This window comes from Sphingomonas sp. C3-2 (assembly GCF_033025475.1).
Lineage (GTDB): Bacteria > Pseudomonadota > Alphaproteobacteria > Sphingomonadales > Sphingomonadaceae > Sphingobium_A.
This window is the reverse complement of record NZ_CP130322.1, coordinates 1,744,988-1,767,935: the sequence shown is the minus strand read 5'-3', so window position 1 is coordinate 1,767,935 and position 22,948 is coordinate 1,744,988. Positions and strand designations below refer to the sequence as shown.

At 64.0% G+C, this 22,948-nt stretch carries 22 protein-coding genes; 7 read left to right on the top strand and 15 right to left on the bottom strand.

The genetic code is table 11. From position 1 onward, the window contains the following. Positions 1 to 14 precede the first annotated feature (14 nt). The 6 genes from QYC26_RS08565 to QYC26_RS08540 form a co-directional block, all read right to left on the bottom strand. Positions 15 to 722 carry a polysaccharide biosynthesis/export family protein gene (locus QYC26_RS08565; RefSeq protein WP_317511813.1) on the bottom strand — a complete coding sequence of 236 codons (708 nt, stop codon included), beginning with the start codon at positions 720 to 722 and terminating at the stop codon, positions 15 to 17. A 245-nt stretch (positions 723 to 967) separates the two neighbouring features. After that, a complete protein-coding gene (locus QYC26_RS08560) occupies positions 968 to 2,377 on the bottom strand; it encodes an O-antigen ligase family protein (protein ID WP_317515033.1) in 1,410 nt (469 codons plus the stop codon). Between the two features lie 215 nt (positions 2,378 to 2,592). Next, positions 2,593 to 3,756, bottom strand: coding sequence for an aminotransferase class V-fold PLP-dependent enzyme (locus QYC26_RS08555; RefSeq protein WP_317514959.1), 1,164 nt, complete (start codon positions 3,754 to 3,756; stop codon positions 2,593 to 2,595). Then, positions 3,753 to 4,562, bottom strand: coding sequence for a tryptophan 2,3-dioxygenase (locus tag QYC26_RS08550; RefSeq protein WP_317514958.1), 810 nt, complete (start codon positions 4,560 to 4,562; stop codon positions 3,753 to 3,755). The genes QYC26_RS08555 and QYC26_RS08550 overlap by 4 nt, the downstream gene beginning before the upstream one ends. 47 nt (positions 4,563 to 4,609) lie before the next feature. Next, positions 4,610 to 6,703: a bifunctional (p)ppGpp synthetase/guanosine-3',5'-bis(diphosphate) 3'-pyrophosphohydrolase gene (locus QYC26_RS08545; protein WP_317514957.1), complete on the bottom strand. Its 2,094-nt coding sequence runs from the start codon at positions 6,701 to 6,703 to the stop codon at positions 4,610 to 4,612. 63 nt (positions 6,704 to 6,766) lie between these two features. After that, positions 6,767 to 7,075 carry a CC_3452 family protein gene (locus QYC26_RS08540; RefSeq protein ID WP_317514956.1) on the bottom strand — a complete coding sequence of 103 codons (309 nt, stop codon included), beginning with the start codon at positions 7,073 to 7,075 and terminating at the stop codon, positions 6,767 to 6,769. 115 nt (positions 7,076 to 7,190) lie between these two features. On the opposite strand from QYC26_RS08540, the gene QYC26_RS08535 reads away from it, so the two are divergent. After that, positions 7,191 to 7,694 (top strand): helix-turn-helix domain-containing protein, encoded by a 504-nt coding sequence (locus tag QYC26_RS08535; protein WP_317514955.1) that lies wholly within the window; start codon positions 7,191 to 7,193, stop codon positions 7,692 to 7,694. Positions 7,695 to 7,770: 76 nt separating this feature from the next. Here QYC26_RS08535 and rpoZ read toward each other — a convergent pair whose 3' ends face one another. Then, positions 7,771 to 8,115 carry a DNA-directed RNA polymerase subunit omega gene (gene rpoZ / locus QYC26_RS08530; RefSeq protein WP_317514954.1) on the bottom strand — a complete coding sequence of 115 codons (345 nt, stop codon included), beginning with the start codon at positions 8,113 to 8,115 and terminating at the stop codon, positions 7,771 to 7,773. 162 nt (positions 8,116 to 8,277) lie between these two features. Here rpoZ and QYC26_RS08525 point away from each other — a divergent pair, with 162 nt between their 5' ends. Further along, entirely contained in the window at positions 8,278 to 9,414 is a 1,137-nt protein-coding gene (locus QYC26_RS08525; protein WP_317514953.1) for a phosphatidylserine/phosphatidylglycerophosphate/cardiolipin synthase family protein, read from the top strand. Between the two features lie 6 nt (positions 9,415 to 9,420). On the opposite strand, the gene QYC26_RS08520 is transcribed toward QYC26_RS08525, so the two are convergent. After that, complete coding sequence (locus tag QYC26_RS08520) at positions 9,421 to 10,050, bottom strand: methyltransferase (protein ID WP_317514952.1); 630 nt, start codon at positions 10,048 to 10,050, stop codon at positions 9,421 to 9,423. A gap of 194 nt (positions 10,051 to 10,244) precedes the next feature. Here QYC26_RS08520 and QYC26_RS08515 point away from each other — a divergent pair, with 194 nt between their 5' ends. Next, positions 10,245 to 11,558: an MFS transporter gene (locus QYC26_RS08515; protein ID WP_317514951.1), complete on the top strand. Its 1,314-nt coding sequence runs from the start codon at positions 10,245 to 10,247 to the stop codon at positions 11,556 to 11,558. Here QYC26_RS08515 and QYC26_RS08510 read toward each other — a convergent pair. Continuing rightward, positions 11,515 to 13,809, bottom strand: coding sequence for a CDC48 family AAA ATPase (locus tag QYC26_RS08510; RefSeq protein WP_317514950.1), 2,295 nt, complete (start codon positions 13,807 to 13,809; stop codon positions 11,515 to 11,517). The genes QYC26_RS08515 and QYC26_RS08510 overlap by 44 nt on opposite strands. A 274-nt stretch (positions 13,810 to 14,083) precedes the next feature. On the opposite strand from QYC26_RS08510, the gene QYC26_RS08505 reads away from it, so the two are divergent. Next, the gene (locus QYC26_RS08505) at positions 14,084 to 14,977 is read left to right on the top strand and encodes a LysR substrate-binding domain-containing protein (protein WP_317514949.1); all 894 of its coding nucleotides are present in this window, start codon (positions 14,084 to 14,086) and stop codon (positions 14,975 to 14,977) included. Between the two features lie 61 nt (positions 14,978 to 15,038). Here QYC26_RS08505 and QYC26_RS08500 read toward each other — a convergent pair whose 3' ends face one another. Next, positions 15,039 to 15,488, bottom strand: coding sequence for a peptidylprolyl isomerase (locus tag QYC26_RS08500; RefSeq protein ID WP_317514948.1), 450 nt, complete (start codon positions 15,486 to 15,488; stop codon positions 15,039 to 15,041). A gap of 196 nt (positions 15,489 to 15,684) precedes the next feature. Here QYC26_RS08500 and mgtE point away from each other — a divergent pair, with 196 nt between their 5' ends. From mgtE to QYC26_RS08485, 3 genes are all read left to right on the top strand, one after another. Next, a complete protein-coding gene (gene mgtE / locus QYC26_RS08495) occupies positions 15,685 to 17,103 on the top strand; it encodes a magnesium transporter (RefSeq protein WP_317514947.1) in 1,419 nt (472 codons plus the stop codon). A 36-nt stretch (positions 17,104 to 17,139) separates the two neighbouring features. Continuing rightward, on the top strand, positions 17,140 to 17,541 hold the full coding sequence (locus QYC26_RS08490) for a DUF1489 domain-containing protein (protein ID WP_317514946.1): 402 nt from the start codon (positions 17,140 to 17,142) through the stop codon (positions 17,539 to 17,541). 99 nt (positions 17,542 to 17,640) lie between these two features. Continuing rightward, positions 17,641 to 18,243, top strand: a complete 603-nt coding sequence (locus tag QYC26_RS08485; RefSeq protein ID WP_317514945.1) for a beta/gamma crystallin-related protein — start codon at positions 17,641 to 17,643, stop codon at positions 18,241 to 18,243. Here QYC26_RS08485 and QYC26_RS08480 read toward each other — a convergent pair whose 3' ends face one another. From QYC26_RS08480 to argH, 5 genes are read right to left on the bottom strand one after another with little or no spacing between them, the layout of a single operon-like run. Further along, positions 18,244 to 19,200, bottom strand: coding sequence for a zinc transporter ZntB (locus QYC26_RS08480; RefSeq protein ID WP_317514944.1), 957 nt, complete (start codon positions 19,198 to 19,200; stop codon positions 18,244 to 18,246). After that, positions 19,197 to 19,970 carry a bifunctional precorrin-2 dehydrogenase/sirohydrochlorin ferrochelatase gene (locus QYC26_RS08475; protein ID WP_317514943.1) on the bottom strand — a complete coding sequence of 258 codons (774 nt, stop codon included), beginning with the start codon at positions 19,968 to 19,970 and terminating at the stop codon, positions 19,197 to 19,199. Before QYC26_RS08475 ends, QYC26_RS08480 begins: the two co-directional genes overlap by 4 nt. Before the next feature lie 57 nt (positions 19,971 to 20,027). Then, complete coding sequence (gene lysA / locus QYC26_RS08470; protein ID WP_317514942.1) at positions 20,028 to 21,299, bottom strand: diaminopimelate decarboxylase; 1,272 nt, start codon at positions 21,297 to 21,299, stop codon at positions 20,028 to 20,030. A gap of 17 nt (positions 21,300 to 21,316) precedes the next feature. Then, complete coding sequence (locus QYC26_RS08465) at positions 21,317 to 21,556, bottom strand: hypothetical protein (protein WP_317514941.1); 240 nt, start codon at positions 21,554 to 21,556, stop codon at positions 21,317 to 21,319. Further along, positions 21,553 to 22,929, bottom strand: a complete 1,377-nt coding sequence (argH, locus tag QYC26_RS08460; protein ID WP_317515032.1) for an argininosuccinate lyase — start codon at positions 22,927 to 22,929, stop codon at positions 21,553 to 21,555. Before argH ends, QYC26_RS08465 begins: the two co-directional genes overlap by 4 nt. Positions 22,930 to 22,948 lie beyond the last annotated feature (19 nt).

Genomic DNA, 22,948 nt, shown 5'->3' with positions numbered 1-22,948 from the left:
TAATTTCTCGTATATTAGCGGATCAGGTAGATCAGCGGCGCGAGGATCGCCGGCGATACGGCGAGCACATCCTTGAAGATGCGGCGCGTTTCTGAAGTCCCCACTATTACCACATCATTGGCAAAAACTTCCGGATCTTCATAGGCGCCTTGGCGAATAGCCTTCAGATCATACAATCCTGCATAGCGTTGATTTCCCACGGTCCTGAAAATCACCACTTCGCGCAGGCGAGCAAACTCGCTCGTCCCTTCTGCTCGCGCGATAGCGCGCAGCAGGGTCATGCGACCCACCACGGGATATTGGCCAGGCGTCTTGACTTCGCCTTCGACCGTGATGACCTGGCTGACGGTTTCTTCCAAGTTAACCGTAACTTGCGGATCTCGCACATAGGGGCGGAGGCGGGTTGCAATGGCAGTTGCGAGTTCTCCAGGGGTTCTTCCGGCAGCCTCGATCACGCCTGCCAGCGGAAAAGAGATGCGACCGCTGGCGTCGGCTTGGATCTTCTGCTCCATGTCTTCGACACCGAAGACGCTGATTTGCAGCTTGTCGAATGGGCCGATGAGATAGGGGCGGTCCGCGGTCGTGAGGTCTTCACGTCTAGGCTCCGGGAGTTGGCCTGTTTCGGCAACCGCGAGGCCAGGTCCGGCCTCAAGGCGCGGTTTTCCTCCGCATCCACTTACACAAAGTGCGCCTACTAGGGCCACGATCCATACAAAACGCACCAGATGCCTCTTGGGTTATTGGCTGACAATTGGCTTCTATCCCTTGCGATGACGTCGAAAGGGCATTTTTCCCTAGCCGATCATCACGGGCGCGTCCACCGACATACCCATGAGGCCAGGAGAGTTCATTTACTAAAACGATCAAATTGCGTTCGCTGTGAAACGCCTCCCAGCATCATCCGGGGGTCTTCATTCAGCACGTTGCAGGTGCCGTGCAATCTGCTGCTGCATTACGGGCGGGCGCGTCATTCTCGGTCCGATTCCAGCAACCTCATGTCCGGGCTCTTCTCAGTTGCTCGCGCCATCAAGACCATAGCAAAAAGGAATAGTACCTGGCCGATGGGGGTTCGCAAGGGATAGTCTACAACGCTCGCAAGGGTAAATATCAAGGTAATAATGCTGCCGAGGCGACCTAGGGCAATCTTCCGATCTGAGGATGAATCGCTACGCCACAGGCGAAGGGAGATAATGCTCCACCAGGCAATGAAGGCAAGCATCAGAGCTAAGCTCAGGATGCCTCCTTCTATTATGATCTCTAGCAGATCGTTGTGGGCGTGATTGAAGTAAGGCGCGCGCACATACCAATCCGGCTCGACAATTTTGAACATGGTCGGGAAGGTGCCGAACCCTGTGCCGAACGGGAAGTGCGCCCGTGCCATGTCGATCATCGTGGTGAAAAGTTGTAGACGATCATCGGCCTCGACATCTTGATCGAACAACCGGTTAATTGCGATCGCTCGTCCAGAGACCATGAGTGTGACGACTAGAGCAGCTAGGCCAATGCTTAAGGCAAGTGGAGCGGCGCGCATAAGCCTGCGCAGCCAGGAACTAGGCGGACCAAAAGCGGCGCGCATGTTGATGCCAGATTTCCGAACCAGCAGGAGGCCTCCTGCGCACCCTACAACGAGCAGTAAAATTCCGGTGCGTGAGCCAGTGACCAGCACGAGAGGGATGATAAAAAGGCTCAGAACACTGGCAATCGCAACCCGTAGTCCGATGGGAATCCGATCGCTGAAATAGGGTACAAGGAGCGCCAGCATGGGAATTAGGCACGTGAGCATTGCGGCCTGATGGTTGCGGTTGGCGAAGAAGCCGACTGCTCCCCCGCGATTTGCCGCGCCATAAAAGTAAAGTTGTCCACTGGAAGCCTGGATGAGGCCTAGCGCGCCGCTCAGCAACATGAGGAGTACCAGCAAGATGACCACTTTATAGAGGTCGTAGCTCCGCATCATCGCGAGTAACAAAATCACCCCAAAGCCCGGGAGGGTGGCAAGCAAACTATTCAGTGTGGCGTGGGGCTCAAAGCTGAGTGGGCGCCAAATGTCCATCAATCCGGTAAGGGCGGAGCCTTGTACCGCTATCTCTCGGCCGGGCAGGTTATGCCAGATTTGCGGTGGCAAAGGGACAATCTGCAGGAGCATAAGACTGAGTAGTGCGCCGAGGAACAGTAAGGGTGTACGAACTCTGTTAAGTTCATTTTTTTTAATAAAAAACAGGGCGATAGCGATCATCGCAATGGCGATCGTTCGGATGCCAATCTGTGCTGGTTGGTCAGCTCGTGATGAGCCGCCCAGAAGAAAACAACATAGCAGGAATATCAGGGTGCCACCTTGGGCAAAGGCAGTGGCGCTTCGCTCAAGCAATGTTTTCTTCACCAAATTATGATCCCAATTTTAGCTGAATTATGGGCATTAATACACCATCTTGAGTCCAAGCCAACCATGAGGGTTGATGGAGTTTGCGATCCCGCTCCGCTCGATTGCCAAGGACGATCCTAACCGATCCATGCCCCATATATGACGATGTTCTCTATCGACAGGGGAGGCGCCCGGCAATGCGCCGAGAGCCAGTCAAGAATCAATGGGGGCGCTCAGACCGTGATTCGGGACGACCGTTCCACCAGCGCGTCGACATCGGCCGCATCGTGATACAGCCCGATGCCGATGCGCAGCACATCGCTGCGGCAATCCACCGTCACCCCGGCCTGGTCGATCGCGGCGGTTAGTGCCTGTGCCTGCGGTCCGCGAAAGGCGAGGAAGCGGGCGTGATTGTCATCCTTTCCCGGCGGGTTGAGCAGCGTCATGGCGCCAAGCGGCGTCGCGCCGCGCGCCGCCACAAGCCGCCGTTGCAGCGCGTTGACATGCGCGGCGATCCGCGCCGTTGACAGCGCTTCTGCGCGCAGCACGTCCCGCACCGCGCGGAATCGGTAGAGCGCCGATGGATCGAAGGTCGCGCCCAGAAAGCGGCGCGCGTCGGGGGCATAGCCGATTGTCCCCGGCGCCGCGCCCAGATCGTCGAACGCGGCATACCAGCCGGTGATTTGGGGGCGCGGCCCAAAGCCCGGCGGGCAGTGCATGAACCCCATGCCTTCGCCCGCCATCGCATATTTATAGCCGCCCGCGAGATAGAAGATGCGGTCCGCCACCGCGCACAGATCGGTCTCGATCGCCATGAAGCCGTGATAGCCGTCGATGACGACCCAGCAGCCCTCGGCGCGCGCCAGTTCGGCAAGCGCGGCGATCTCGCGGAAGACATGGCCATTGTTGAAGAAAACCTGGCTGACGAACACCAGATCGGGCTGTGTCTCGCGCGCCCGGGCCACGAAACGCGCGTCGAAACTGTCGAACGGCTCCAGCGCCACGGTGTCCAATATGATCCGCCCGCTTTCCACCCAGCGCGCGGCCTGACGGCGAAAACTGTGAAACTCGCTGTCGCTGGCGAGCACTCGCACCGGCCGCTCGGACCGCGCCGAGAGCAGGCGGATGAGCAAATCATGCGTGTTGGTGGCAAAGACGATGCTTTCCGGATCGGGCAGGCGCAGTTCCTGCGCGATCTCCGCCTGTGCCGCCGGCCAGACCTCGCCCATCACCCTGGCCCATTTATGGTCGGCCAGCCCTGCGCCGTCTTCCCAGCACGCGATCTGCCCGGCGCGCGCGGCATCGGGCCATAAATGGTGTGAATGTGCCGCGAAATGCAGCCGGCCTGCGGCCCGTTGCGCGGCGAGAGCGTGGGTGAAGAGGCGCTTGTGGCTCATAGCTGGGTTCTGAGCGTCCACAATTCGGGAAAGGCGCGCTTGGCGATGGTCGACTGGAGATAGGATACCCCCGCCGTGCCGCCGGTGCCGCGCTTGAACCCAATCACGCGCTCCACCGTCTGCGCGTGCTTGTGCCGCCAGGTCGCGAGCGCATCGTCGAGGTCGACGAGCTTTTCGGCCAGTTGGTAAAGCGGCCACCAGCGTTCGGTGTCGCGGTAGACCTCGGTCCACGCGGCCTCCACCGCCGGGTCGGGCGCATAGGCGCTGGCCCAATCGCGCGAAAGCACATGATCGGGCAGGGCGAAGCCTGCACGCGCGAGCGCGCGGTTGGCCTCGTCCCACAGGCTGGGCGCTTCCAGCGCGGCGCGCATCGCGGCCTGCGCTTCGGGGCGATCCTCCTGAAAGCGCAGAAAGGCTGCGTCCTTCAACCCCAGCAGATATTCGACGGTGCGGAACTGATCCGACTGGAATCCCGAGCTCGTCCCCAGCACATGGCGAAAGCGGCTGTAATCGCTGGGCGTCATCGTTGCGAGCACGTCCCAACTCAGCGTCATCACCGCCTGAATCCGCGAAACCCGCGCCAGCCCCTTATAGGCGGGCACCAGCGCATCGTCGCGAATCTGCCCGACCGCGAGCTTCAGCTCGGCGATCATCTGCTTCAGCCACAATTCCTTGGTCTGGTGGATGATGATGAACAACAGCTCGTCATGCCGGTCCGACACCGGATGCTGCGCATCCAAGAGGGTGTCGAGCGCGAGATAGCGCGCATAGGTCATGTCGGCGGCGGGGGCGGGGGCATCGGTCATGCCCCCCTTTTACCGTTCAACTGATTACAATTGAAACCGGTTTCGCGTCAGACCCGCTCGGCCCGGCTCACCGCGTCCGCCGCGCGCAGCGCCGCGAGGATGCGCATCAGGTGATGCACGTCCTTCACCTCGAGATCGACCATGAAGCTGTGGAAGCTCGAATCCCGGTTTTCCAGCCTGAGGTTGAGGATGTTCGCCTTGTGTGTCCCGAATATGCCCGCCATCACCGCGAGCGCGCCGGGCTCGTTTTTGACGACGATGTTGAGCCGCGCGGTGCTCGAATCGGCCTTGCCGCCCCAGGCCAGATCGATCCAGTCGGCATCGGCGCCGCCGTCGGACAGCGTTTCGCAGTCGATGGTGTGGACCTCGATCCCCTCATTGGGCCGGCGCAGGCCGACAATGCGGTCGCCGCGCACCGGGTGGCAGCATTCGGCGAGGTTGAACGCCACGCCCGGCGTCAGCCCCTTGATCGAAATCGCCTCGCGTTGCGCCGGTGCATGCGCGCCCGCGACATCGCCGCCGGTGGAACCGGGCATCAGCGCTTCCATCAGCTCGGTATCCGAGATCCGCTGGCGCGCGATCGATTCCATCAATGTCGCCTCATCGGCGATGCGCAGGCGCTTCAGCGCGTTGCCCAGCGCCTCGGTGCCCAGCTGCGCGGGCAGGCGCAGCGCGATCTCGTCATAGATTTTGCGGCCCAGCGCGATCGTTTCCTCGCGCTCCTTCTGGCGCACATAACGCCGAATGGCGGCGCGCGCCTTGCCGGTGACGGCATAGTTCAGCCAGCCCGGCTGGGGTTCCTGCCCCTTGGATTTCAGGATCTGCACCTGATCGCCATTTTGCAGCTGGGTGCGCAGCGGCACCACGCGGCCATTGACCTTGGCGCCCACCGTCTGGTCGCCCAGATCGGTGTGGACGGCATAGGCGAAGTCGACCGGGGTCGCGCCCTTGGGCAGCTGATACAGCTCGCCCTTGGGGGTGAAGGCGAATATCCGATCCTGATACATCGCCATGCGCGTATGCTCGAGCAGTTCCTCGGCATTGTCGGCGGTTTCGAGAATCTCGAGCAGATCGCGAATCCACCCTGCCTGCCCGTCGGATTGGCCCTTTTGCTTATAGGCCCAGTGCGCCGCCAGCCCGAATTCGGCCTGCGCGTGCATCGCCTTCGAACGAATCTGCACCTCGATCCGCGTGTCGCCCGCATGGATGATCGTCGTGTGGAGCGATTTGTAGCCGTTGCGCTTGGGGGTCGAGATGAAATCCTTGAACCGCCCCGGCACCATCGGCCAGCGCTGATGGATGATCCCGAGCGCGCGGTAGCAGGCGTCGGTATCCTCGGTGATCACGCGGAACGCCATGATGTCCGACAGCTGTTCGAAGCTGATATGGCGCTCGGCCATCTTGCGCCAGATCGAATAGGGGTGCTTTTCGCGACCCGAAACTTCGACCTCAAGCCCGGCGCGGCTGAGCAGCAGCTTCAGCCCCGAACCGATCTTGGCGATCCGGTCGCCGCCATCGCCCTGTAGCTGTTCCAGTCGCTTGGTGATCGAGGCATAGGCTTCGGGTTCAAGATGCTGGAAGGCCAGCGTCTGCATCTCGCGCATGAACTCGTACATGCCAATCCGCTCGGCGAGCGGGGCATAGATATCCATGGTTTCCTTGGCGATCCGGCGGCGCTTCTCCTCATTCTTGATGAAGTGGAGCGTGCGCATATTGTGCAGCCGGTCGGCCAGCTTGACCAGCAGCACCCGAATGTCGTCGGACATGGCGAGCAGGAATTTGCGCAGGTTCTCGGCGGCGCGCTGGCTTTCGGTCTGCGCCTCGATCTTCGACAATTTGGTGACGCCATCGACCAGCCGGGACACATTGTCCCCGAAGATCTTCTCGATCTCCTCGCGGGTCGTCAGCGTATCCTCGATCGTGTCGTGGAGGATCGCGGTCGCGATCGTCTCGTCGTCGAGCTTCAGGTCGGTAAGAATCCCCGCCACCTCGATCGGGTGGCTGAAATAGGGGTCGCCCGAGGCACGTTTCTGTGTGCCATGGCGCTGCATGGAAAACACATAGGCGCGGTTGAGCAGCGCTTCGTCGGCATCAGGATCGTAGGAAAGGACCCGGTCTACAAGTTCATATTGTCGCAACACGCGATCATTTTTTGACCGCGCGCTGCTGCATTGCAACGAAATATTTTCGGTCAGGCTGATCGATCAGCCATTGCCGTTGCATTTGGCGAGTGCTGCGGCGTCAAAGTTCTCCGAACCCGCGCGAAAGGCCGTGATCGTCCCCAGCTTGCGGGTCAGGCCCTGGCACATCACCGCGGGGCGGCTTTTGGCGGGTTTGGCGGAGGCGCAACCATTTTCATCGCATTTCCACAGATGGTCGTTGACGATCAGCGAAGTCTTGCTCGGCGCCGTGGCGAAGGTCGCGCTGTAAAAGGGGCCGGCCGGTTCGGCGGCGAATGCGGAGGCGGGCGCCACAAGCGCGAGCGCAGCGAGAACAATCGAAAAGCGGGGCATGGTCTGGGCCTCCTGATGCCGGATTGCTGGCGGCGGGCTATCATGTAAAGTTTCTAGTTGCAACCTAAAACTTATATCGTTTTGCACGGCTTGGTTTTTACGCTAATCTGCCGAAATGGGACTGAGAGAACCGCTCAAGGAAATCGCGCATGAATGCGGGCTGCCCGCAGCGCTGGAGGCGATGGGGGAACGCTGGTCGTTCCTCATCCTGCGTGCGGCGTTCAACCGCGTCTGCCATTTCGAGGAATTTCAGTCGGAACTCGGCATCGCCCGCAACATCCTCGCCAACCGGCTTTCCCGGCTGGTCGCGCACGGCATATTGATGCGCCAGCCTTTGCCGCATGATCGCCGCAAGATCGAATATCGCCTCACCGCAAAGGGGGCCGAACTGCTTCCGGCAATGGTCGCGCTCCGGCAATGGGGCGAACGCTGGGAATCGGGTGTCCCGTCGACCCCGGTGCTGGTCGACAAGCGCGACCTGCAACCGATTCGCTCGATCAGCATCCGCGCCCATGACGACCGCGAGCTCGATCACGCTGATCTGTGTTGGCTCCATGCGGAGGAGGTGCACCCGATCGGTGAAACCAAGGAGCCGGCGCGCGCCGACCGCGCGGCCTGATTTGGTAAGTCCTGTTTAGCAGGCACAAAAAAGCCGGGCAGTGCCCGGCTTTTTGCATGGGAAATGACCGGAGGGATCAGCCCTCGTAATCGCCACCCACATTCTGGTTGCGCGGCGGCGCAGCGGCGGTGAGGCGCAGCGCTTCGGCCGACTGCGCGATCGAGCCGATTTCATCCGCCACATCGTCATCGTCCATGCGGACGCGCTGCAGGTTCGAAATCACGGCTTCGCACATATCGTCGGGACGGATCGTTTCCTCGGCGATCTCGCGCAGCGCGACGACCGGGTTTTTATCGCGGTCGCGTTCCAGCGTCAGGTCTGCACCACCCGAAATCTGGCGTGCGCGCTGTGCCGCAAACAGAACAAGGTCAAACCGGTTGGAAACCTTGTCGACGCAATCTTCGACGGTAACGCGCGCCATAGTCGCTCCAGTTGCAAGCAAAAAGAATATCGGAAAGATGGCGGGATCTAGCGATGGGCGGCTCCGGAGTCAAGGAAATGCCGCTTTTCCCTTGCCCTTCCTGCCCCAAGGACCCAAGGATTGGGGATGGAGCGGGCAAGCCACAAAAATGGCGAAGGGTCCATGAAGGTTGATGGGCATCGGCTCACGCTTGTCGTCGAGGGCCCCGAACGGCTGCGCGCCTTGCTCGATCTGATCGAGGGCGCGCGCTACAGCTTGCGCCTCTATTATTATATTTTCGAAGCGGATGCCTCGGGGGTCATGGTGCGCGATGCACTGCTCGACGCGCTCAATCGCGGCGTCACGGTGTCGTGCATTGTCGACGGGTTCGGCAGCAATCGGACCCCCGACATGTTTTTCGCCATACTCAAGGCGGCGGGGTGTCGATTCTTTCGTTTCGCGCCGCGCTTCGGGCGGCGCTATCTGCTCCGCAACCACCAGAAGATTGCGATTGCCGATCATGGCCGTGCGCTCATCGGCGGGTTCAATATCGGCAATGATTATTTCGCCCCGCCCGAGGCCGAACGCTGGCACGATCTGGGGCTGGTGGTGCAGGGGCCTGCGGTCTCGTGGCTTGTCACCTATTATGACGGGCTCAGTCGCTGGGTGCAGCTCGACAAGCCCGGCTGGCGCGCGCTGCGCCGGATTCTCGAAGAATCGCTGCCGCCGCAGCGCGGCCCGCTGCGCTGGCTGCTTGGCGGGCCAAGCCCCCGCCTCAATCCCTGGGCGCGCACGGTGAAGCATGATCTCGAACGCGCGCACCGCGCCGACATGGTCGAGGCTTATTTCTCGCCCGGCCGCTCGATGCTCAAGCGGATCGGGCGTGTCGCGCAGCGCGAAGGCGGCGCGGCGCGGCTGGTAACCGCCAGCCAGAGTGACAATGCCGCCACCGTCGGCGCGGCGCGGCTGCTCTACGGCCTGCTCCTGCGCCGCGATGTCGAGGTCTATGAATATCTGCCCGGCCTGCTCCATATGAAGCTGATCGTGGTGGATGATGTCGTCTATATTGGCTCCGCCAATTTCGACATGCGCAGCCTCTATCTCAACATGGAACTGATGCTGCGCATCGACGATGCGGGCTTTGCCGATGCGATGCGGCGCTTCTTCGAGCAACAGCTCGCCAGTTGCGAGCGGATCACGCCCGAACTCCACCATGCGCGGGCGAATGTCATCACGCGCGGGCGCTGGATGCTCGCCTATCTGATCGTCGGCGTGATGGATTACACCATTACGCGCCGCCTCAATTTCGGGCTCGACTGAGCGGGGTCAGTCCTTCCACGCCCAATAAAGCTGGGCGGGCGGAATGTTCCACCATTCGACGTCATGATCGATCCGCTCGAAATGCGGCGCGATGAAGTCATGCACCTTGGGCGAGAACTGATAGACCAGAAACGCGCCGCCGGGGCGCAGTGCGCCTTGCGTTTCCGAAGCGATCTGCGGTCCTACGCCGCTGGGCAGCGTCGAAAAGGGCAGGCCAGACAGCACATAATCGGCATGATCATGGCCATGTTCGGCGATGATCTTGCGGATATCGGCGGCCGAACCCAGTACCGGAACGAAGCGCGGATCGGGAATTTCCTGCCCCAGATACTCGATGAAGTCGGGATTGGTGTCGATCGCGATCAGCTTGGCATCGGGCGCCATCTTTTTCAGGATCGGCCGACAAAAGGTGCCGACACCGGGGCCATATTCGACGAACAGCTTCGTATTGGCCCAGTCAACTGGGCCAAGCATGTTGGCGATCAGCTTGTCCGAAGACGGGATGATCGAACCCACCATCACCGGGTGCTTCAGGAAACCCTTGAAGAACATTGCCAGTGGACCAGACCGCTTGCGCGCCCATTGTCCGAGCCAGGCTGGCAATTTGCGGGTGGTCTTGGCGGTTGATGCGGGCATGTATTTCCTCGGTAAAGGACTGCTGACGTCAGCCCTCGCAAAATTGCAGGCGCAGTTCAAGCGCCGCGTCGATTGGGAAAGACGCAGATTTTACTTTCGTTCCCCGATCGTTCCGGCCTATCGCGATGACATGGTCCGAATACCGGACAAGCCTTTGGAGAGGGGCCGGATTCGATGCCCATCGTTGCGCCGCGATGCTGAAGCTGCCGTCCGACGGCCGCAGCCGCGAATTCACGCTGCTTTTTGTCGTCATGCTGACGATCGCGGCCGGGAACACCGCGCTGCAATCGGTGCTGCCTGCCATCGGTCGCTCGCTCGAAATACCCGATGCCGCGATTGCAGTCGCCTTTTCGGTCTCCGCGCTCGTCTGGGCGCTGGTGGCGCAGCGCTGGGCGCGCAAATCGGATCATCACGGCCGCAAGGCGATGATCCTGCTGGGCATGGGCGGCTTCATCGCCTCGCTCATCCTCTGCGGCCTTGCGCTCAGCGCTGGCATATTGGGCTGGATCGGCCCGGCGGCCACCATGCTCGCCTTTGTCTTCGGGCGCCTCCTTTACGGCTATTTCGGTGCGGCCGCGCCCCCGGCGGCGCAGGCGATCGTCGCCGACAGCACCACGCGCGCTGAGCGCACGCGCGCGCTCACGCTTTTGGGCTCGGCCTTCGGCTTGGGGACGATTCTGGGCCCGGCGCTCGCGCCCTTTCTGATCCTCCCCATCGTCGGGCTGGCGGGGCCCGCCTATGTCATCGCGGTGTTCGGGATCATCGTGATGATCGCGGTTGCACGCCTGCTCCCGGCACATGGTGTCATCCACGATCCCAGCGCGCACGGTGCGGCCACGAGCTATCCCACGATCGGCGGGCAATCGAGCGGGGCAAGCATCACCGCCGCCACCGCGCAGCGATCGAGCGTCGATGTCCGGCTGCGCGATCCGCGAATCTGGCCGTGGATGCTCGTCGGTCTGGTCATGGGCCATGCGCAGGCGATGACCGGGCAGGCGATCGGTTTTCTCGTCATCGACCGGCTGGGGCTGCCGCCTGCCATGGCGCAGCAATCAATCGGTATCGTACTGATGATGGGCGCGGGGGCCACGCTGCTCGCGCAATGGGGGCTCATCCCGCTGCTTTCGCTCACCCCCCGCGCGCTCGTCATCTGGGGGATCGTGATCGCTGCGATCGGTAGCGCGCTTACCGGCATCGCCACTTCGCTCCACGCCATCTCGGTCGCCTTTGCGCTGTCGTCGCTTGGCTTTGGTTTCGTCCGCCCGGGCTTCACCGCGGGCGCCTCGCTCGCCGTCGGGGCGGAGGAGCAGGGCGCCGTCGCGGGCCGGGTGACGGCGGTGAACGGTGCCACCTTCGTCGTCGGCCCGTCGATCGGCGTCGGGCTCTATGAAGTGGCGAAGCCGCTGCCTTATGCGGTTGCGGCGTTCGCCCTTCTCGTCACGCTTGTTTACGCGCTCCGCGCGATCACTTCTGCGCGTTCCGCGGACGAAGCATCCCCGGGCCGATGAAGCCGACGGGGTCAATCTTCAGCGCGTCCTGCTTCAGCTTGGCCTCCATCACCTCATATTCGCGTTCCATCTCGGCCGAGACGGAGGCGCGGGTTTCCTTCAGCGCCGCCTCGAAATGCGCCATGCGGACCGCTTCGATCTGAAGCGATTCGCGCAGCGCTATCAACCCCGCACGGCGGACAAGGTCGCCCAGATCGGCGCCGGTGAACCGGTCGGTCCGCTCGGCAAGCAGGTCGAGGTCGACATCCGCAGCCAGCGGCATCCGCGCGGTATGGATCGCAAGGATCCGGCGCCGGCCATTGGCGTCGGGCACGCTGACATAGACGAGCTCGTCGAACCGGCCGGGGCGGAGCAGCGCGGGGTCGATCAGATTGGGGCGGTTGGTCGCCCCGATCACCACCACCGACTGCAATTCCTCCAGCCCGTCCATCTCGGCCAGGATCGTGTTGACGACGCGCTCGGTCACCTGCGGTTCGCCAAAGCCGCCGCCGCGTGCAGGCACCAGCGAATCGAGCTCGTCGATGAAGATGACGCACGGCGCCACCTGCCGCGCCCGTGCGAAAAGCCGGGCGATCTGCTGCTCGCTCTCGCCATACCATTTCGACAGCAGGTCGCTCGATTTGGTGGCGATGAAATTCGCCTCCGCCTCGCGCGCCACCGCCTTGGCAAGCAGCGTCTTGCCCGTGCCGGGCGGGCCATAGAGCAGGAAGCCCTTGGCCGGGCGAATCCCCATGCGGCGGAACGCCTCGGGGTCCTTGAGCGGCAGCTCAACCCCCTCGCGCAGCCGTTCGCGCGCATCGTCGAGCCCGCCAATATCGTCCCAGCCGATATCGGGCGCCTGCACCATCACCTCGCGCATCGCCGAGGGCTGGACGCGGCGGATCGCCGCAAGGAAATCCTCGCGCGTCACCGAAAGCGTATCGAGCACCTCGGGCGGTATCGTGCCTTCGGACAGGTTGATCTTCGGCATGATCCGGCGGACCGCCTCGATCGCGGCTTCGCGGCACAGCGCCGCCAGGTCGGCGCCGACAAAGCCGTAGGTGGTGCGCGCCAGCTCGCCCAGGTCCACCCGGTCGCCCAGCGGCATGCCGCGGGTGTGGATTCCCAATATCTCGCGCCGTCCGCGTTCGTCGGGGATGCCGATGACGATCTCGCGGTCGAACCGGCCGGGGCGGCGCAGCGCCTCGTCGATCGCCTCGGGGCGGTTGGTCGCCGCGATCACGACAAGGTTGCTGCGTGCTTCCAGCCCGTCCATCAGCGTCAGCAACTGCGCAACAAGGCGTTTCTCGGTTTCGCCCTGCACCTGCTCGCGCTTGGGGGCGATCGAATCGATCTCGTCGATGAACAGGATCGACGGCGCCGATTTCTGTGCCGCCTCGAAAATCTCGCGCAGCTTCTTCTCGCTCTCCCCATAAGCCGAGCCCATGATCTCGGGGCCGTTGATCAGGAAGAATTCGGCGTCGCTCTCATTCGCCACCGCGCGGGCAAGTCGCGTCTTGCCGGTTCCCGGCGGGCCGTGGAGCAAAACCCCGCGCGGCGGATCGACGCCCAGTCGCTGGAACAGTTCGGGATAGCGCAGCGGCAGCTCCACCATCTCGCGCAACTGGTCGATCGTCGTCGCCATCCCGCCGACATCGTCATAGGTGACGTCGGCGCGGCGTGCGTCCTTGGGCTCGACATATTCGGGCAGCAGCTCGACCTCGGTCTCCGCGTCGATATGGACGATGCCCTTGGGCACCGTGCTCACCACCGCAAGCCGGATTTCCTGCAGCGCATAGGCGGGCGCCGCCAGCATCTGGCGCAATTGCGGGGGCAGGTTGCCCTGATCCACCTGCTGTTGCCCGGCGGTTGCAACCACGTCGCCCGCCATCAGCGGCCGGCCGATGAAACTGCGCTTCAGCGCGTTCGAGGATCCCTGCAGACGGAGGTTTTGTTGTGCGGGTGCGAACACGACTCGCTGGGCGGGCTTGGTCTCGGCCTTGCGAATCTCGACGAAGTCACCCGACCCCACGCCCGCATTGGCGCGCTGCAACCCGTCCATGCGCACGAGTTCCAGCCCCTCATCCTCCTGATAGGGGCGGACGACGCGGGCAGCCGTCGTGCGTTTTCCGGTAATTTCAATGATGTCGCCTTCGTTCAGGCCCAGTGCCTGGATCGTGGCGGTGGACAGTCTTGCCAGTCCGCGTCCGCTGTCTTCGGGGCGGGCATTCGCCACTTGCAGCCGCTTTTGCTGAACGTCCTGATCGGCCATCTGCGCGCTCCTTTGTCCCTGGAAACGCAAAGATAGGGGCGGTTCGGGGGGGATGCGAGCGAAACGGGCAAAAAAAAAGGGCCGATCCCGCAGGACCGGCCTTGAAAGTTTTTAGGAGAGGATGCCTGAAAGGCCTGCTCTATGTGCACTGCAGCATGATTTTGTGCAAGTGCGAAAAACTTCTTTCCGCTTGCGCAGATTGCAACTATTGTTGCTCTCGCATATCAGATGCGCGCGGACAGCAGCCTGTCTGCCTGCATAAATGAGGACCACCATGCGGCGCCTGCCCCCCCTCACTGCCATTGAAGCCTTTGTGCAGGTTGCACGTCTCGGCTCGATCAAGGCGGCGGCTGAGGATCTTGCCCTGTCATCCCCGGCGCTTAGCCGGCGCGTTCAGGCGCTCGAACGGTTTCTCGGGCGTCCGCTGTTCAGCCGGCGCCACCAGGCGCTGGTGCTCACCGAAGACGGTGAAAAGCTGTTGCGCCAGATCGCGCCCGCGATCGACATGCTGTCGCTCGCGATCGAGGAACTGTCGGGCAATCACGATGTGCTGCGTCTGCGTCTGGGCATCCTGCCGCTGTTTGCATCGCAAAAGCTGATGCGTCATCTGCCCGATCTGCGCGCGCGTCATCCCGAACTCCATATCGATATCGATACCGCCGCCTACAGCCTGGCGCGGCTGGGTGAGGGGCTCGACGTCGCGATCCCGCTCGCGCGCGAGATTGATCCCGCGCTTTATTCGCGGCGGCTGGGGCGCAACAGCGTCTATCCCATCGCCAGCCGCGCGCTGACCGAAGGCCCCAAGGCGATCCGCACGCCCGAGGATCTGACGCGCACCACCGTGCTCATCCACCGCGACATGCCCGAAACCTTCGAGGTGTTCCGCCAGACGATCGGCATGCCCGATCTCGAGCCGCTGGCGATCGACCATTTCGATTCCGGCCAGCTCATGCTCGAGGCGGCGGCCGGGGGGCTCGGCGTGGCCTTCATGCTCGACAGCCATCTTGAGGATTCGCAGGATTCGCGGCTCGTCCGGCTTTTCGATTTCGATGTCGAAAGCCCGTACAGCTACTGGTTCGCCTGCCGCCCCCGGGCGCTCGAAATGCGCGCGGTGCGGTTGTTCCACGACTGGCTGGTCAGGCTGTTCGACGCCAAATCTCCCGAATAGCAAAGCGCCGCCGGATGTTTCCATCCGACGGCGCTTGCATGTTCGGTACGTGTCCGGCTGATCAGCTGATGCGTGCCGTCACGATCTTGCCCGGGGTTGCCGGCGGTTCGCCCTTGGGCAGCGCGTCGACATGTTCCATGCCCGATTCAACCACGCCCCAGACGGTGTACTGGCCGTCGAGGAAGCGCGCGTCTTCGAAGCAGATGAAGAACTGGCTGTTCGCGCTGTTCGGGTTCATCGCGCGGGCCATCGAGCACACGCCGCGCACATGCGGTTCCTTGTTGAACTCGGCCTTGAGGTCGGGAAGCTTGGAGCCGCCCATGCCCGTACCCGTCGGATCGCCGCCCTGCGCCATGAAGCCGGGGATCACGCGGTGGAACACCACGCCGTCATAAAAGCCGTCATTGGCAAGCTGCGAGATGCGCTCGACATGGCCGGGGGCCAGATCGGGGCGCAGCTTGATGACGACATCGCCGCCGCTGTCGAGGGTAAGGGTAAGAGTGTCCGCCATGTCCGGCTCCCGTATATGGGTGGAAAACTGTCGCCCATATAGCGATCACCGGCTTCATTAAAAGAGCGGCATGTGTGGCTAACGCGCTGTCGTTCGCGCATAAGTTGCATGCGCCGTGAAAAAGCGGGTTTCCCTTTTGTGCAAAGTGCGCAAAGCGGCACGGGAAACCCCAGCAGATTCATCAGAAGGAGGCCGCATGAGCGAAAGCGAACTGAAAGCCATGCCCGATGATGAACAGCCCGTGGTTGCCGAGCCGAGCCACGACGCTGAAGACCGGCTGACCCCCGAATTCGTCACCGCGGTGCTCGACCGCGTCGATGCCGGCGATTCCGAGGGCGCGCGTGCGCTCGTCGATCCGCTGCACCACGCAGACATCGCCGATCTTTTCGAACTGGTGCCGAGCGACCAGCGCCGCGCGCTCGCCGCCGCGATCACCGATCTGCTCGACGGCGACGTGCTCGCCGAGATGAACGACTATGTCCGCGAGGATCTGATCGAGGCGCTCGAGCCGCATGAGGTTGCCGAGATTGCGGGCGAACTCGACACCGACGACGCCGTCGCGCTGATCGAGGACATGGAAGAGGCCGATCAGCGCGCGGTGCTGCGCGCGCTCGATCCCGACGACCGCGCGGCGATCGAGGAGGCCTTGTCCTACCCCGAGGAATCGGCCGGCCGCCTCATGCAGCGCGATCTTATCGCGGTGCCCGAGCATTGGACCGTCGGCGACGTACTCGACTACATGCGCAGCAACGAGGATCTGACCAACGATTTCTGGGAAATCTATGTGGTTGACGCCAGCCATCATCCGATCGGCTGCTGCGCGCTCAGCTGGATTCTCCGCACCCCGCGCGCGGTGTCGATCGGCGATGTGATGAAGCGCGAACAGACGCTCATTCCGGTCGATATGGATCAGGAAGAGGTCGCGCTCAAATTCCAGAAATATGCGCTTATCTCGGCTGCGGTCGTCGATCAGTCGGGCCGGCTGGTGGGGATGATCACGGTCGACGACATCGTCCACATCATCCAGGAAGAAGCGGGCGAGGACATATTGAAGCTGTCCGGCGCGGGCGATGGCGACATCAACGAGCCCGTGCTTGAAAGCTATAAGGGCCGCGTGCGCTGGCTCATCGCCAATCTGGCGACCGCGCTGGTGGCCTCGACGATCATCGGGCTGTTCGAAGGCACGATCGCGCAGATGGTGGCGCTGGCCGCGCTGATGCCGATCGTCGCGGGGGTCGGCGGCAATGCGGGCACGCAGACCATGGCGGTCACCGTGCGCGCGCTCGCCACCAACCAGCTTACCCAGTCGAACACCTGGCGCAGCATAAGGCGCGAGATCAAGATCGCCCTGCTCAACGGCTCCACGGTCGCGCTGGTGATCGGGCTCGGCGTCTGGGCGGTGTTCCACAATCCGCAGCTGGGCATGGTGATCGCCGCCGCGATGATGACCAACATCCTCATCGCCGGCCTGTCTGGCGTCGTCGTCCCGCTCACGCTCGAACGTGCAGGGGCCGATCCGGCGGTCGCATCGTCGGTGTTCGTCACGATGATGACCGATTCGATGGGCTTTCTGGTCTTTCTGGGGTTGGCGACGGCGGCCGGGCTCGCGGGCTGACTTGATCGCCGGGCCCGTGCGCCCCAATTGGGCGCCATGGCTTTGCTTAACATCACCAAGGTTGCGGTTGGCTGCCCCTCGCTCGACATTCTCGCCGAACGCCTGCAGGCGCGCACCACCAATGAGGTCGCGGTCGTCACCACGCGCAACCGGCCGACCCGCCATGCCGAGCTGATCGGCGGATCGCTGTTCTGGATCATCAAGCACAAGCTCGTCGCGCGGCAGCAGATCCTCGGTTTCGAGGAGATGGAGAATGAACGCCGCTGGATCATCCTGCTCGATGCCAGGCTGATCCCCGTCGATCCGCGCCCACGCCGCGCGCATCAGGGCTGGCGCTATCTCGAGGGCAGCGATGCGCCCGTCGATCTCGCCGCGCTGGGCGGGGCGGAACTGCCCGCCGCGCTGCGGCACGAACTGGCGGCGCTCGGACTGCTCTGATCGCGCTGATCGGGCGCCATTATTGGCCTCGGTTTTCGTGTCATCGCTGATATGCTGCGCCGCGCGTCGCACGTGCGACTCTCGATGTGGAGGACGACGATGATCCCTGTTCGGTCCGCATTACCCATTCTGTTCACCGCGCTTGCCGTTCTCGCCGCGCCCGCGCTGGCGCAGGAGCCGACGACCGTTGCCGAAAAGCTGCTCGGCGGGCGCGGAGAGGCGACCATCTACCGCGACGTCAATTTCGCGGGCCCTGCCGTTACCGTCTCGCGCGCCAATCCCGATATGCGCCTCAACTGGCGGGTGACGAGCATCCGCGTCCGCAGCGGCGCATGGCAGCTCTGCTCGCAACCCAATTATCGCGGCACTTGCATCACCGTGGACCGTGACGACCGCAATCTGCGCGGGCAGCTGTCGACCGTGGCCTCGCTGCGCCCGGTAAGCTGGGATGGCGGTGGCGGCAGCAACACGCCCGATCGGTCGTTGCGCGGGATGGCGGCCGAATTCTTCACCGCGCCGCGTGAACGCAACCAGCGCGTGCTCGCCTGCCCCAATGGCTCGGCCACGGCGGCCTGCGCGGCGCGTTCGGCCGAACGCTTTTGCAAGTCGCGCGGGTGGAGCCGTGCCTCGCGGCAGGCGATGCAGACCGAAAACCGCCGCGTCTATCTGGCCGATGTGCTGTGCAGCAACACGGGCATGTAATCAGCGGCTGATCCAGTGCCGCGCGACGAACCAGAAGGCGATGAGCGCGGACAGGATCACGCAGATGATGACGACGCCCCAGAATGCCCAGGATTCATGGGCAAAGGGGATGCCGTCGACATTCATGCCCAAAAGCCCGGTCAGGAAGGTGAGCGGCAGGAAGATGAACGCGACGATGGAAATCATCAGCGCGCGCTTGTCCATCTGCTCGGAACGCAGATCGGTCAGTTCCTCGTGCATCAGTCCGGCACGCTCGCGCACGGCTTCCAGTTCCTCCGCCATGCGCGCGCAGCGGTCGGCTGCCTCGCGCAGGTGCAGCCGGTCATTTTCGTCCATCCAGTCGGCATTAATCCCGGCCAGCCGCTCCAGCGCCTGACGCTGCGGCGCCACGAACCGGCGATACGAGATTGCCTGCACCCGCGCCCGCGCGATCCGCCGGCGCAACTGGTAGACATTTTTTGCGTCGAGCTGGACTTCGCAATCGTCGAGCAGATCGCCGAGTGCGGCCACATCGGGGTTGAGCGCTTCGGTGATGAGGATCGCCAGCGTCGAGATCAGATCGCCGGGATCGAGGATCTTGCCCGCCGCCATCGCCGCCTGCAGCGGCTCCAGCGCTTGCGGGGTGCGCAGGCAGACCGAGGTCACCCAGCCGCGCTCGGCCCAGATCCGGATCGATACCAGCGGATCGGGATCGTCGCCGGGTGTTGCGCCCAGCCCGCGCAGGTTGACGAGCGCGCCGCTGTCCATCGGGTCGCAGCGCGGGCGTGTTTCCTGCGCCACCAGCGCCGCCCGCGCGACATCGGGCAGGTCGGTTTCCCCCGCCAGCCACGCCATGTCGCCGGCATTGCGGATGTCGAGATGCGCCCAGATGAAATCGGCGGTGCCATAGGCGGCGTCCGCCTCCGCCAGCGTGGCCGCGCGGGGTGTTCCGTTCTCTACGATCCAGGCAAAGCTCATTGGGTCTCCGCGTCGGTCAGATAGAGGCTCAGGCCCTCGGGCAGCGTATCGGGCAGGCGTGCCGCCAGAACCCGGACGGCGTCGGCGCGGGCACGGTTCAGGATCGCGGGCGCGATTGCCTTGCTGTGAAACACCGTGTCGGCCTGCCCCAGCAACCGCGCGGCCCGCAGCGTCAGCAGGTCGGGATCGTCGGACGCGATCCGGATCGTCTCGAGCCGCGTGGCCGTCGGCGCATCCGGGGCGCTCAGCCACGCCTCCACCGCATCGGGCGGCGTCTCGGTCAGTGGGGATAGGGGCCCGTCCAGCGCCGCGTCGATCGCGCGGCGGCGGTCGGCGGCGTCGGGCCAGCGGCTGCGGATCGCGCCGCGCGCCGCGAAAAGCTGGCGCGCGAGATTGCCCAGCGTCGTCGGCAACAGCGCCTCCAGCCGCTGGCGCAGCGCCTTGGCCAGCCCCGCCGACTGGCCACCGGTGCCGATGGCGAGGATCACGGGATCGCGGTCGACAATCGCGGGCAGCGTGAAATCGCACAGTTCGGGGCGGTCGGGGGCGTTCACCCAGATTCCGCGCGCGCGCAGTGCCGCGGTCGCGGCGGCGGCGGCCGCGTCATCCTCCAGCGCCACGATCGCGATGCGTGCCTCGGGCGAATCCGCATCCACGATCCGCGCGCCCGCGCGTTCGAGCAGCCGGCGCTTGGCAGCCGCGCCGTCGCCATCGCCGATGACGATGGCGGGGCGGCCCTCAAGCCTCAGAAAGATGGGCAGGCTGTGCATCGAACGACTTGTCGCCCGGCTTGGCTCGCTTGCCAAGCCGTTCAATGCCTTGGCCGGTTATTCGGCCAGCCAGTCGGGAACCGTGTCGGCGGCGATCAGCGCTTCCAGCGGCTGGCGCGCGCGCACCACGGTCCAGCGATCGCCCGATACCAGCACCTCGGGGGTCAGCGCGCGGCTGTTATAGGTGCTCGCCATGGTTGCGCCATAGGCGCCGGCGGTCATGAAGGCGATCAGATCGCCCGCGTCCACGCTGTCCATCTCGCGCGCCATGGCAAAGGTGTCGCCGGTTTCGCACACCGGGCCAACGACATTGGCCACCATGTTCGTGCCTTTGGGCGCAACGCCGCGAATATCGTGCCACGCGTCGTACAGGCTGGGGCGCAGCAGGTCGTTCATCGCGGCGTCGGCGATCACCCAGGGGTGCACCGCGCCGTCCTTCACGCGCACCACGCGCGACAGCAGCACGCCCGCATTGGCGACGATCAGCCGGCCGGGTTCGAAGGCCAGACGGATATCCCATCCGGCGGTCACGCGGCGGACCATCTCGCCATATTCGGCGGGGCTGGGCGGCACCGGCTGGGCGGGGTTGTACGGAACGCCAAGGCCGCCGCCGAGATCGGCGACCAGCATCGCATGGCCATCGGCGCGCAGCGTCGCGATGAGTGTACCCACCTTCTCGAACGCCGCGGCCAGCGGGCCCAGGTCGGTCAGCTGGCTGCCGATATGGACGGCAACGCCCTGGATCTTCAGCCCGGGCAGCGCGGCGGCGCGCGCATAGGCGGCCGGCGCGCTGTTGATCGGAATGCCGAACTTGTTTTCGGACTTGCCGGTCGAAATCTTGGCATGGGTGCCCGCATCGACATCGGGGTTCACGCGGTAGACCACGGGCGCGCGGGTGCCCATCGCGGCGGCCACGGCCGACAGCATCTCGGCTTCCTGCTCGGATTCCAGGTTGAACTGGCCGATGCCGTGTTCAAGCGCGATGCGCATTTCCTCTTCGGTCTTGCCCACGCCCGAAAAGATGATCTTTTCCGCCGGAATGCCCGCCGCCACTGCGCGCAGCAGCTCGCCCGCCGACACCACATCCGCGCCAAAGCCTTGCTTCGCCAGCACCGACAGCACCGCGCGGTTGGGGTTCGCCTTCACCGCGAACGAAATCCACGGCGCGTCGTTGCCCGCGCCGGTCACCGCATCGCGGAATACGTTCGCATGGCGTTCGATCGTCGCCTGCGAATAGACATAGACGGGGGTGCCGACCTGATCGGCAATCGTGTCGAGCGCGACGTCTTCGGCATGCAACTGCCCGTCGCGAAGCGTGAAATGGTCCATCGATGAGAAAACTCGGTTCAGGTGGGGGGCAGGTCGAAACGGTCGTCCTGCCGTTTTTCGGATCGGCGCAGAATCTCGTCGGCGCGTTCGGGGCGCGATTGTTCGGACGGGGTGATCATCTCTTCGGATGTCAGCGCGTCGATATCGGTTGCGGGCTTTACGGGCACCGGATCGCCTTCGGGACGGAACAGGTCCTTCTTGCTGCCGCACCCGGCAAGCGCCATGACCAGCAACGACGCGGCGATCAGCTTCTTCATGCCTGCAATCCCAAATCGGCCTTCGCCTCGGCGATCCGCTTGAGCACTTCGGACGGCGCGGTGCCGCCATGGCTCACCCGGCTCGCCACCGAGGCATCGACCCCCAATAGCGCGAAACAGCCCTCGCCGATACGCGCATCAATCGCCTGCAGCACGTCGAGCGGAAGTTCGCCCAGCGTCACACCGCGTTCCTCGGCGGTCTTCACGACGCGGCCGGTCACATGATGCGCTTCGCGGAAGGGCAGGCCCGCATCGCGCACCAGCCAGTCGGCCAGATCGGTCGCGGTGGCAAAGCCGGCCTCGGCCAGCCCGCGCATCCGGTCGGTGCGGAAGGTCGCGCTCTCAATCATCCCGGTCATCGCCGCGATCGACAGGCCCAGCAGGTCGTGCGCTTCGAACACCGGCGGCTTGTCGTCCTGCATGTCCTTCGAATAGGCGAGCGGCAGCCCCTTCATCGTCATGGTCAGCGCCACCATGCAGCCGGTGATCCGGCCCGAATGGCCGCGCACCAGTTCGGCGGCGTCGGGGTTGCGCTTTTGCGGCATGATCGACGAGCCGGTCGACCACTGGTCCGACAGCGAAACGAAGCCGAAGGGCTGGCTCGCCCAGATGATGAATTCTTCGGCCAGCCGGCTCAGGTGCAGCGCGCACTGGCTGGCGGACATCAGATAATCGAGCGCGAAGTCACGGTCGGATACCGAATCCAGCGAATTGTTGGTGGGGCCGTCGAAACCCAGCGCCGCTGCGGTCGCATGGCGGTCGATCGGATAGCCGGTGCCGGCAAGCGCGGCCGAACCGAGCGGGCACCGGTTCATCCGCTCGCGCGCATCGGCAAAGCGCGAACGATCGCGCGCGATCATTTCGTAATAGGCCATCAGGTGATGCCCCAGCGTCACCGGCTGCGCCGATTGAAGATGCGTGAAGCCGGGCATCACGCTCGCGGCATGCTCCTCGGCGCGCGCGACCAGCGCCTTTTGCAGATTGGCGAGCGCGGGTTCGACCATGTCGATCGCGTCGCGCACCCAGAGACGGAAATCGGTCGCCACCTGGTCGTTGCGCGACCGCGCGGTGTGCAGGCGCCCGGCGGCGGGGCCGATCAGTTCGGCCAGGCGGCTTTCGGTCACCATGTGGATGTCTTCGAGCGTCAGGTCCTCGGGCACGCCGTTCGCTTCATATTCGGCGGCGATCCTGGTCAGCCCTTCGGTGATCGCGGCGGCGTCCTCGGTCGAAACGATGCCCTGCTTGGCCAGCATCGCGACATGCGCCTTCGATCCGGCGATATCCTGTTGCCACAGCCGCTTGTCGAAGGGGATGGAGGCGTTTATCTCCCGCATAACCGCGGCGGGGCCTTCCTCGAAACGCCCGCCCCACATTGCATTCGACCCTTGTTCA

Bases quoted from the DNA above. Each gene is read 5' to 3' on its own strand.
- QYC26_RS08485 (WP_317514945.1), top strand. From the start codon at position 17,641: ATGATCCCTGTTCGGTCCGCATTACCCATTCTGTTCACCGCGCTTGCC.
- QYC26_RS08555 (WP_317514959.1), bottom strand. From the start codon at position 3,756: ATGAGCCACAAGCGCCTCTTCACCCACGCTCTCGCCGCGCAACGGGCC.
- QYC26_RS08505 (WP_317514949.1), top strand. From the start codon at position 14,084: ATGCGGCGCCTGCCCCCCCTCACTGCCATTGAAGCCTTTGTGCAGGTT.
- mgtE (WP_317514947.1), top strand. From the start codon at position 15,685: ATGAGCGAAAGCGAACTGAAAGCCATGCCCGATGATGAACAGCCCGTG.
- QYC26_RS08475 (WP_317514943.1), bottom strand. From the start codon at position 19,970: ATGCACAGCCTGCCCATCTTTCTGAGGCTTGAGGGCCGCCCCGCCATC.
- QYC26_RS08500 (WP_317514948.1), bottom strand. From the start codon at position 15,488: ATGGCGGACACTCTTACCCTTACCCTCGACAGCGGCGGCGATGTCGTC.
- QYC26_RS08520 (WP_317514952.1), bottom strand. From the start codon at position 10,050: ATGCCCGCATCAACCGCCAAGACCACCCGCAAATTGCCAGCCTGGCTC.
- QYC26_RS08510 (WP_317514950.1), bottom strand. From the start codon at position 13,809: ATGGCCGATCAGGACGTTCAGCAAAAGCGGCTGCAAGTGGCGAATGCC.
- QYC26_RS08480 (WP_317514944.1), bottom strand. From the start codon at position 19,200: ATGAGCTTTGCCTGGATCGTAGAGAACGGAACACCCCGCGCGGCCACG.
- QYC26_RS08490 (WP_317514946.1), top strand. From the start codon at position 17,140: ATGGCTTTGCTTAACATCACCAAGGTTGCGGTTGGCTGCCCCTCGCTC.
- QYC26_RS08465 (WP_317514941.1), bottom strand. From the start codon at position 21,556: ATGAAGAAGCTGATCGCCGCGTCGTTGCTGGTCATGGCGCTTGCCGGG.
- QYC26_RS08525 (WP_317514953.1), top strand. From the start codon at position 8,278: ATGAAGGTTGATGGGCATCGGCTCACGCTTGTCGTCGAGGGCCCCGAA.
- argH (WP_317515032.1), bottom strand. From the start codon at position 22,929: ATGTGGGGCGGGCGTTTCGAGGAAGGCCCCGCCGCGGTTATGCGGGAG.
- QYC26_RS08535 (WP_317514955.1), top strand. From the start codon at position 7,191: ATGGGACTGAGAGAACCGCTCAAGGAAATCGCGCATGAATGCGGGCTG.
- QYC26_RS08540 (WP_317514956.1), bottom strand. From the start codon at position 7,075: ATGCCCCGCTTTTCGATTGTTCTCGCTGCGCTCGCGCTTGTGGCGCCC.
- lysA (WP_317514942.1), bottom strand. From the start codon at position 21,299: ATGGACCATTTCACGCTTCGCGACGGGCAGTTGCATGCCGAAGACGTC.
- QYC26_RS08515 (WP_317514951.1), top strand. From the start codon at position 10,245: ATGCTGAAGCTGCCGTCCGACGGCCGCAGCCGCGAATTCACGCTGCTT.
- rpoZ (WP_317514954.1), bottom strand. From the start codon at position 8,115: ATGGCGCGCGTTACCGTCGAAGATTGCGTCGACAAGGTTTCCAACCGG.
- QYC26_RS08550 (WP_317514958.1), bottom strand. From the start codon at position 4,562: ATGACCGATGCCCCCGCCCCCGCCGCCGACATGACCTATGCGCGCTAT.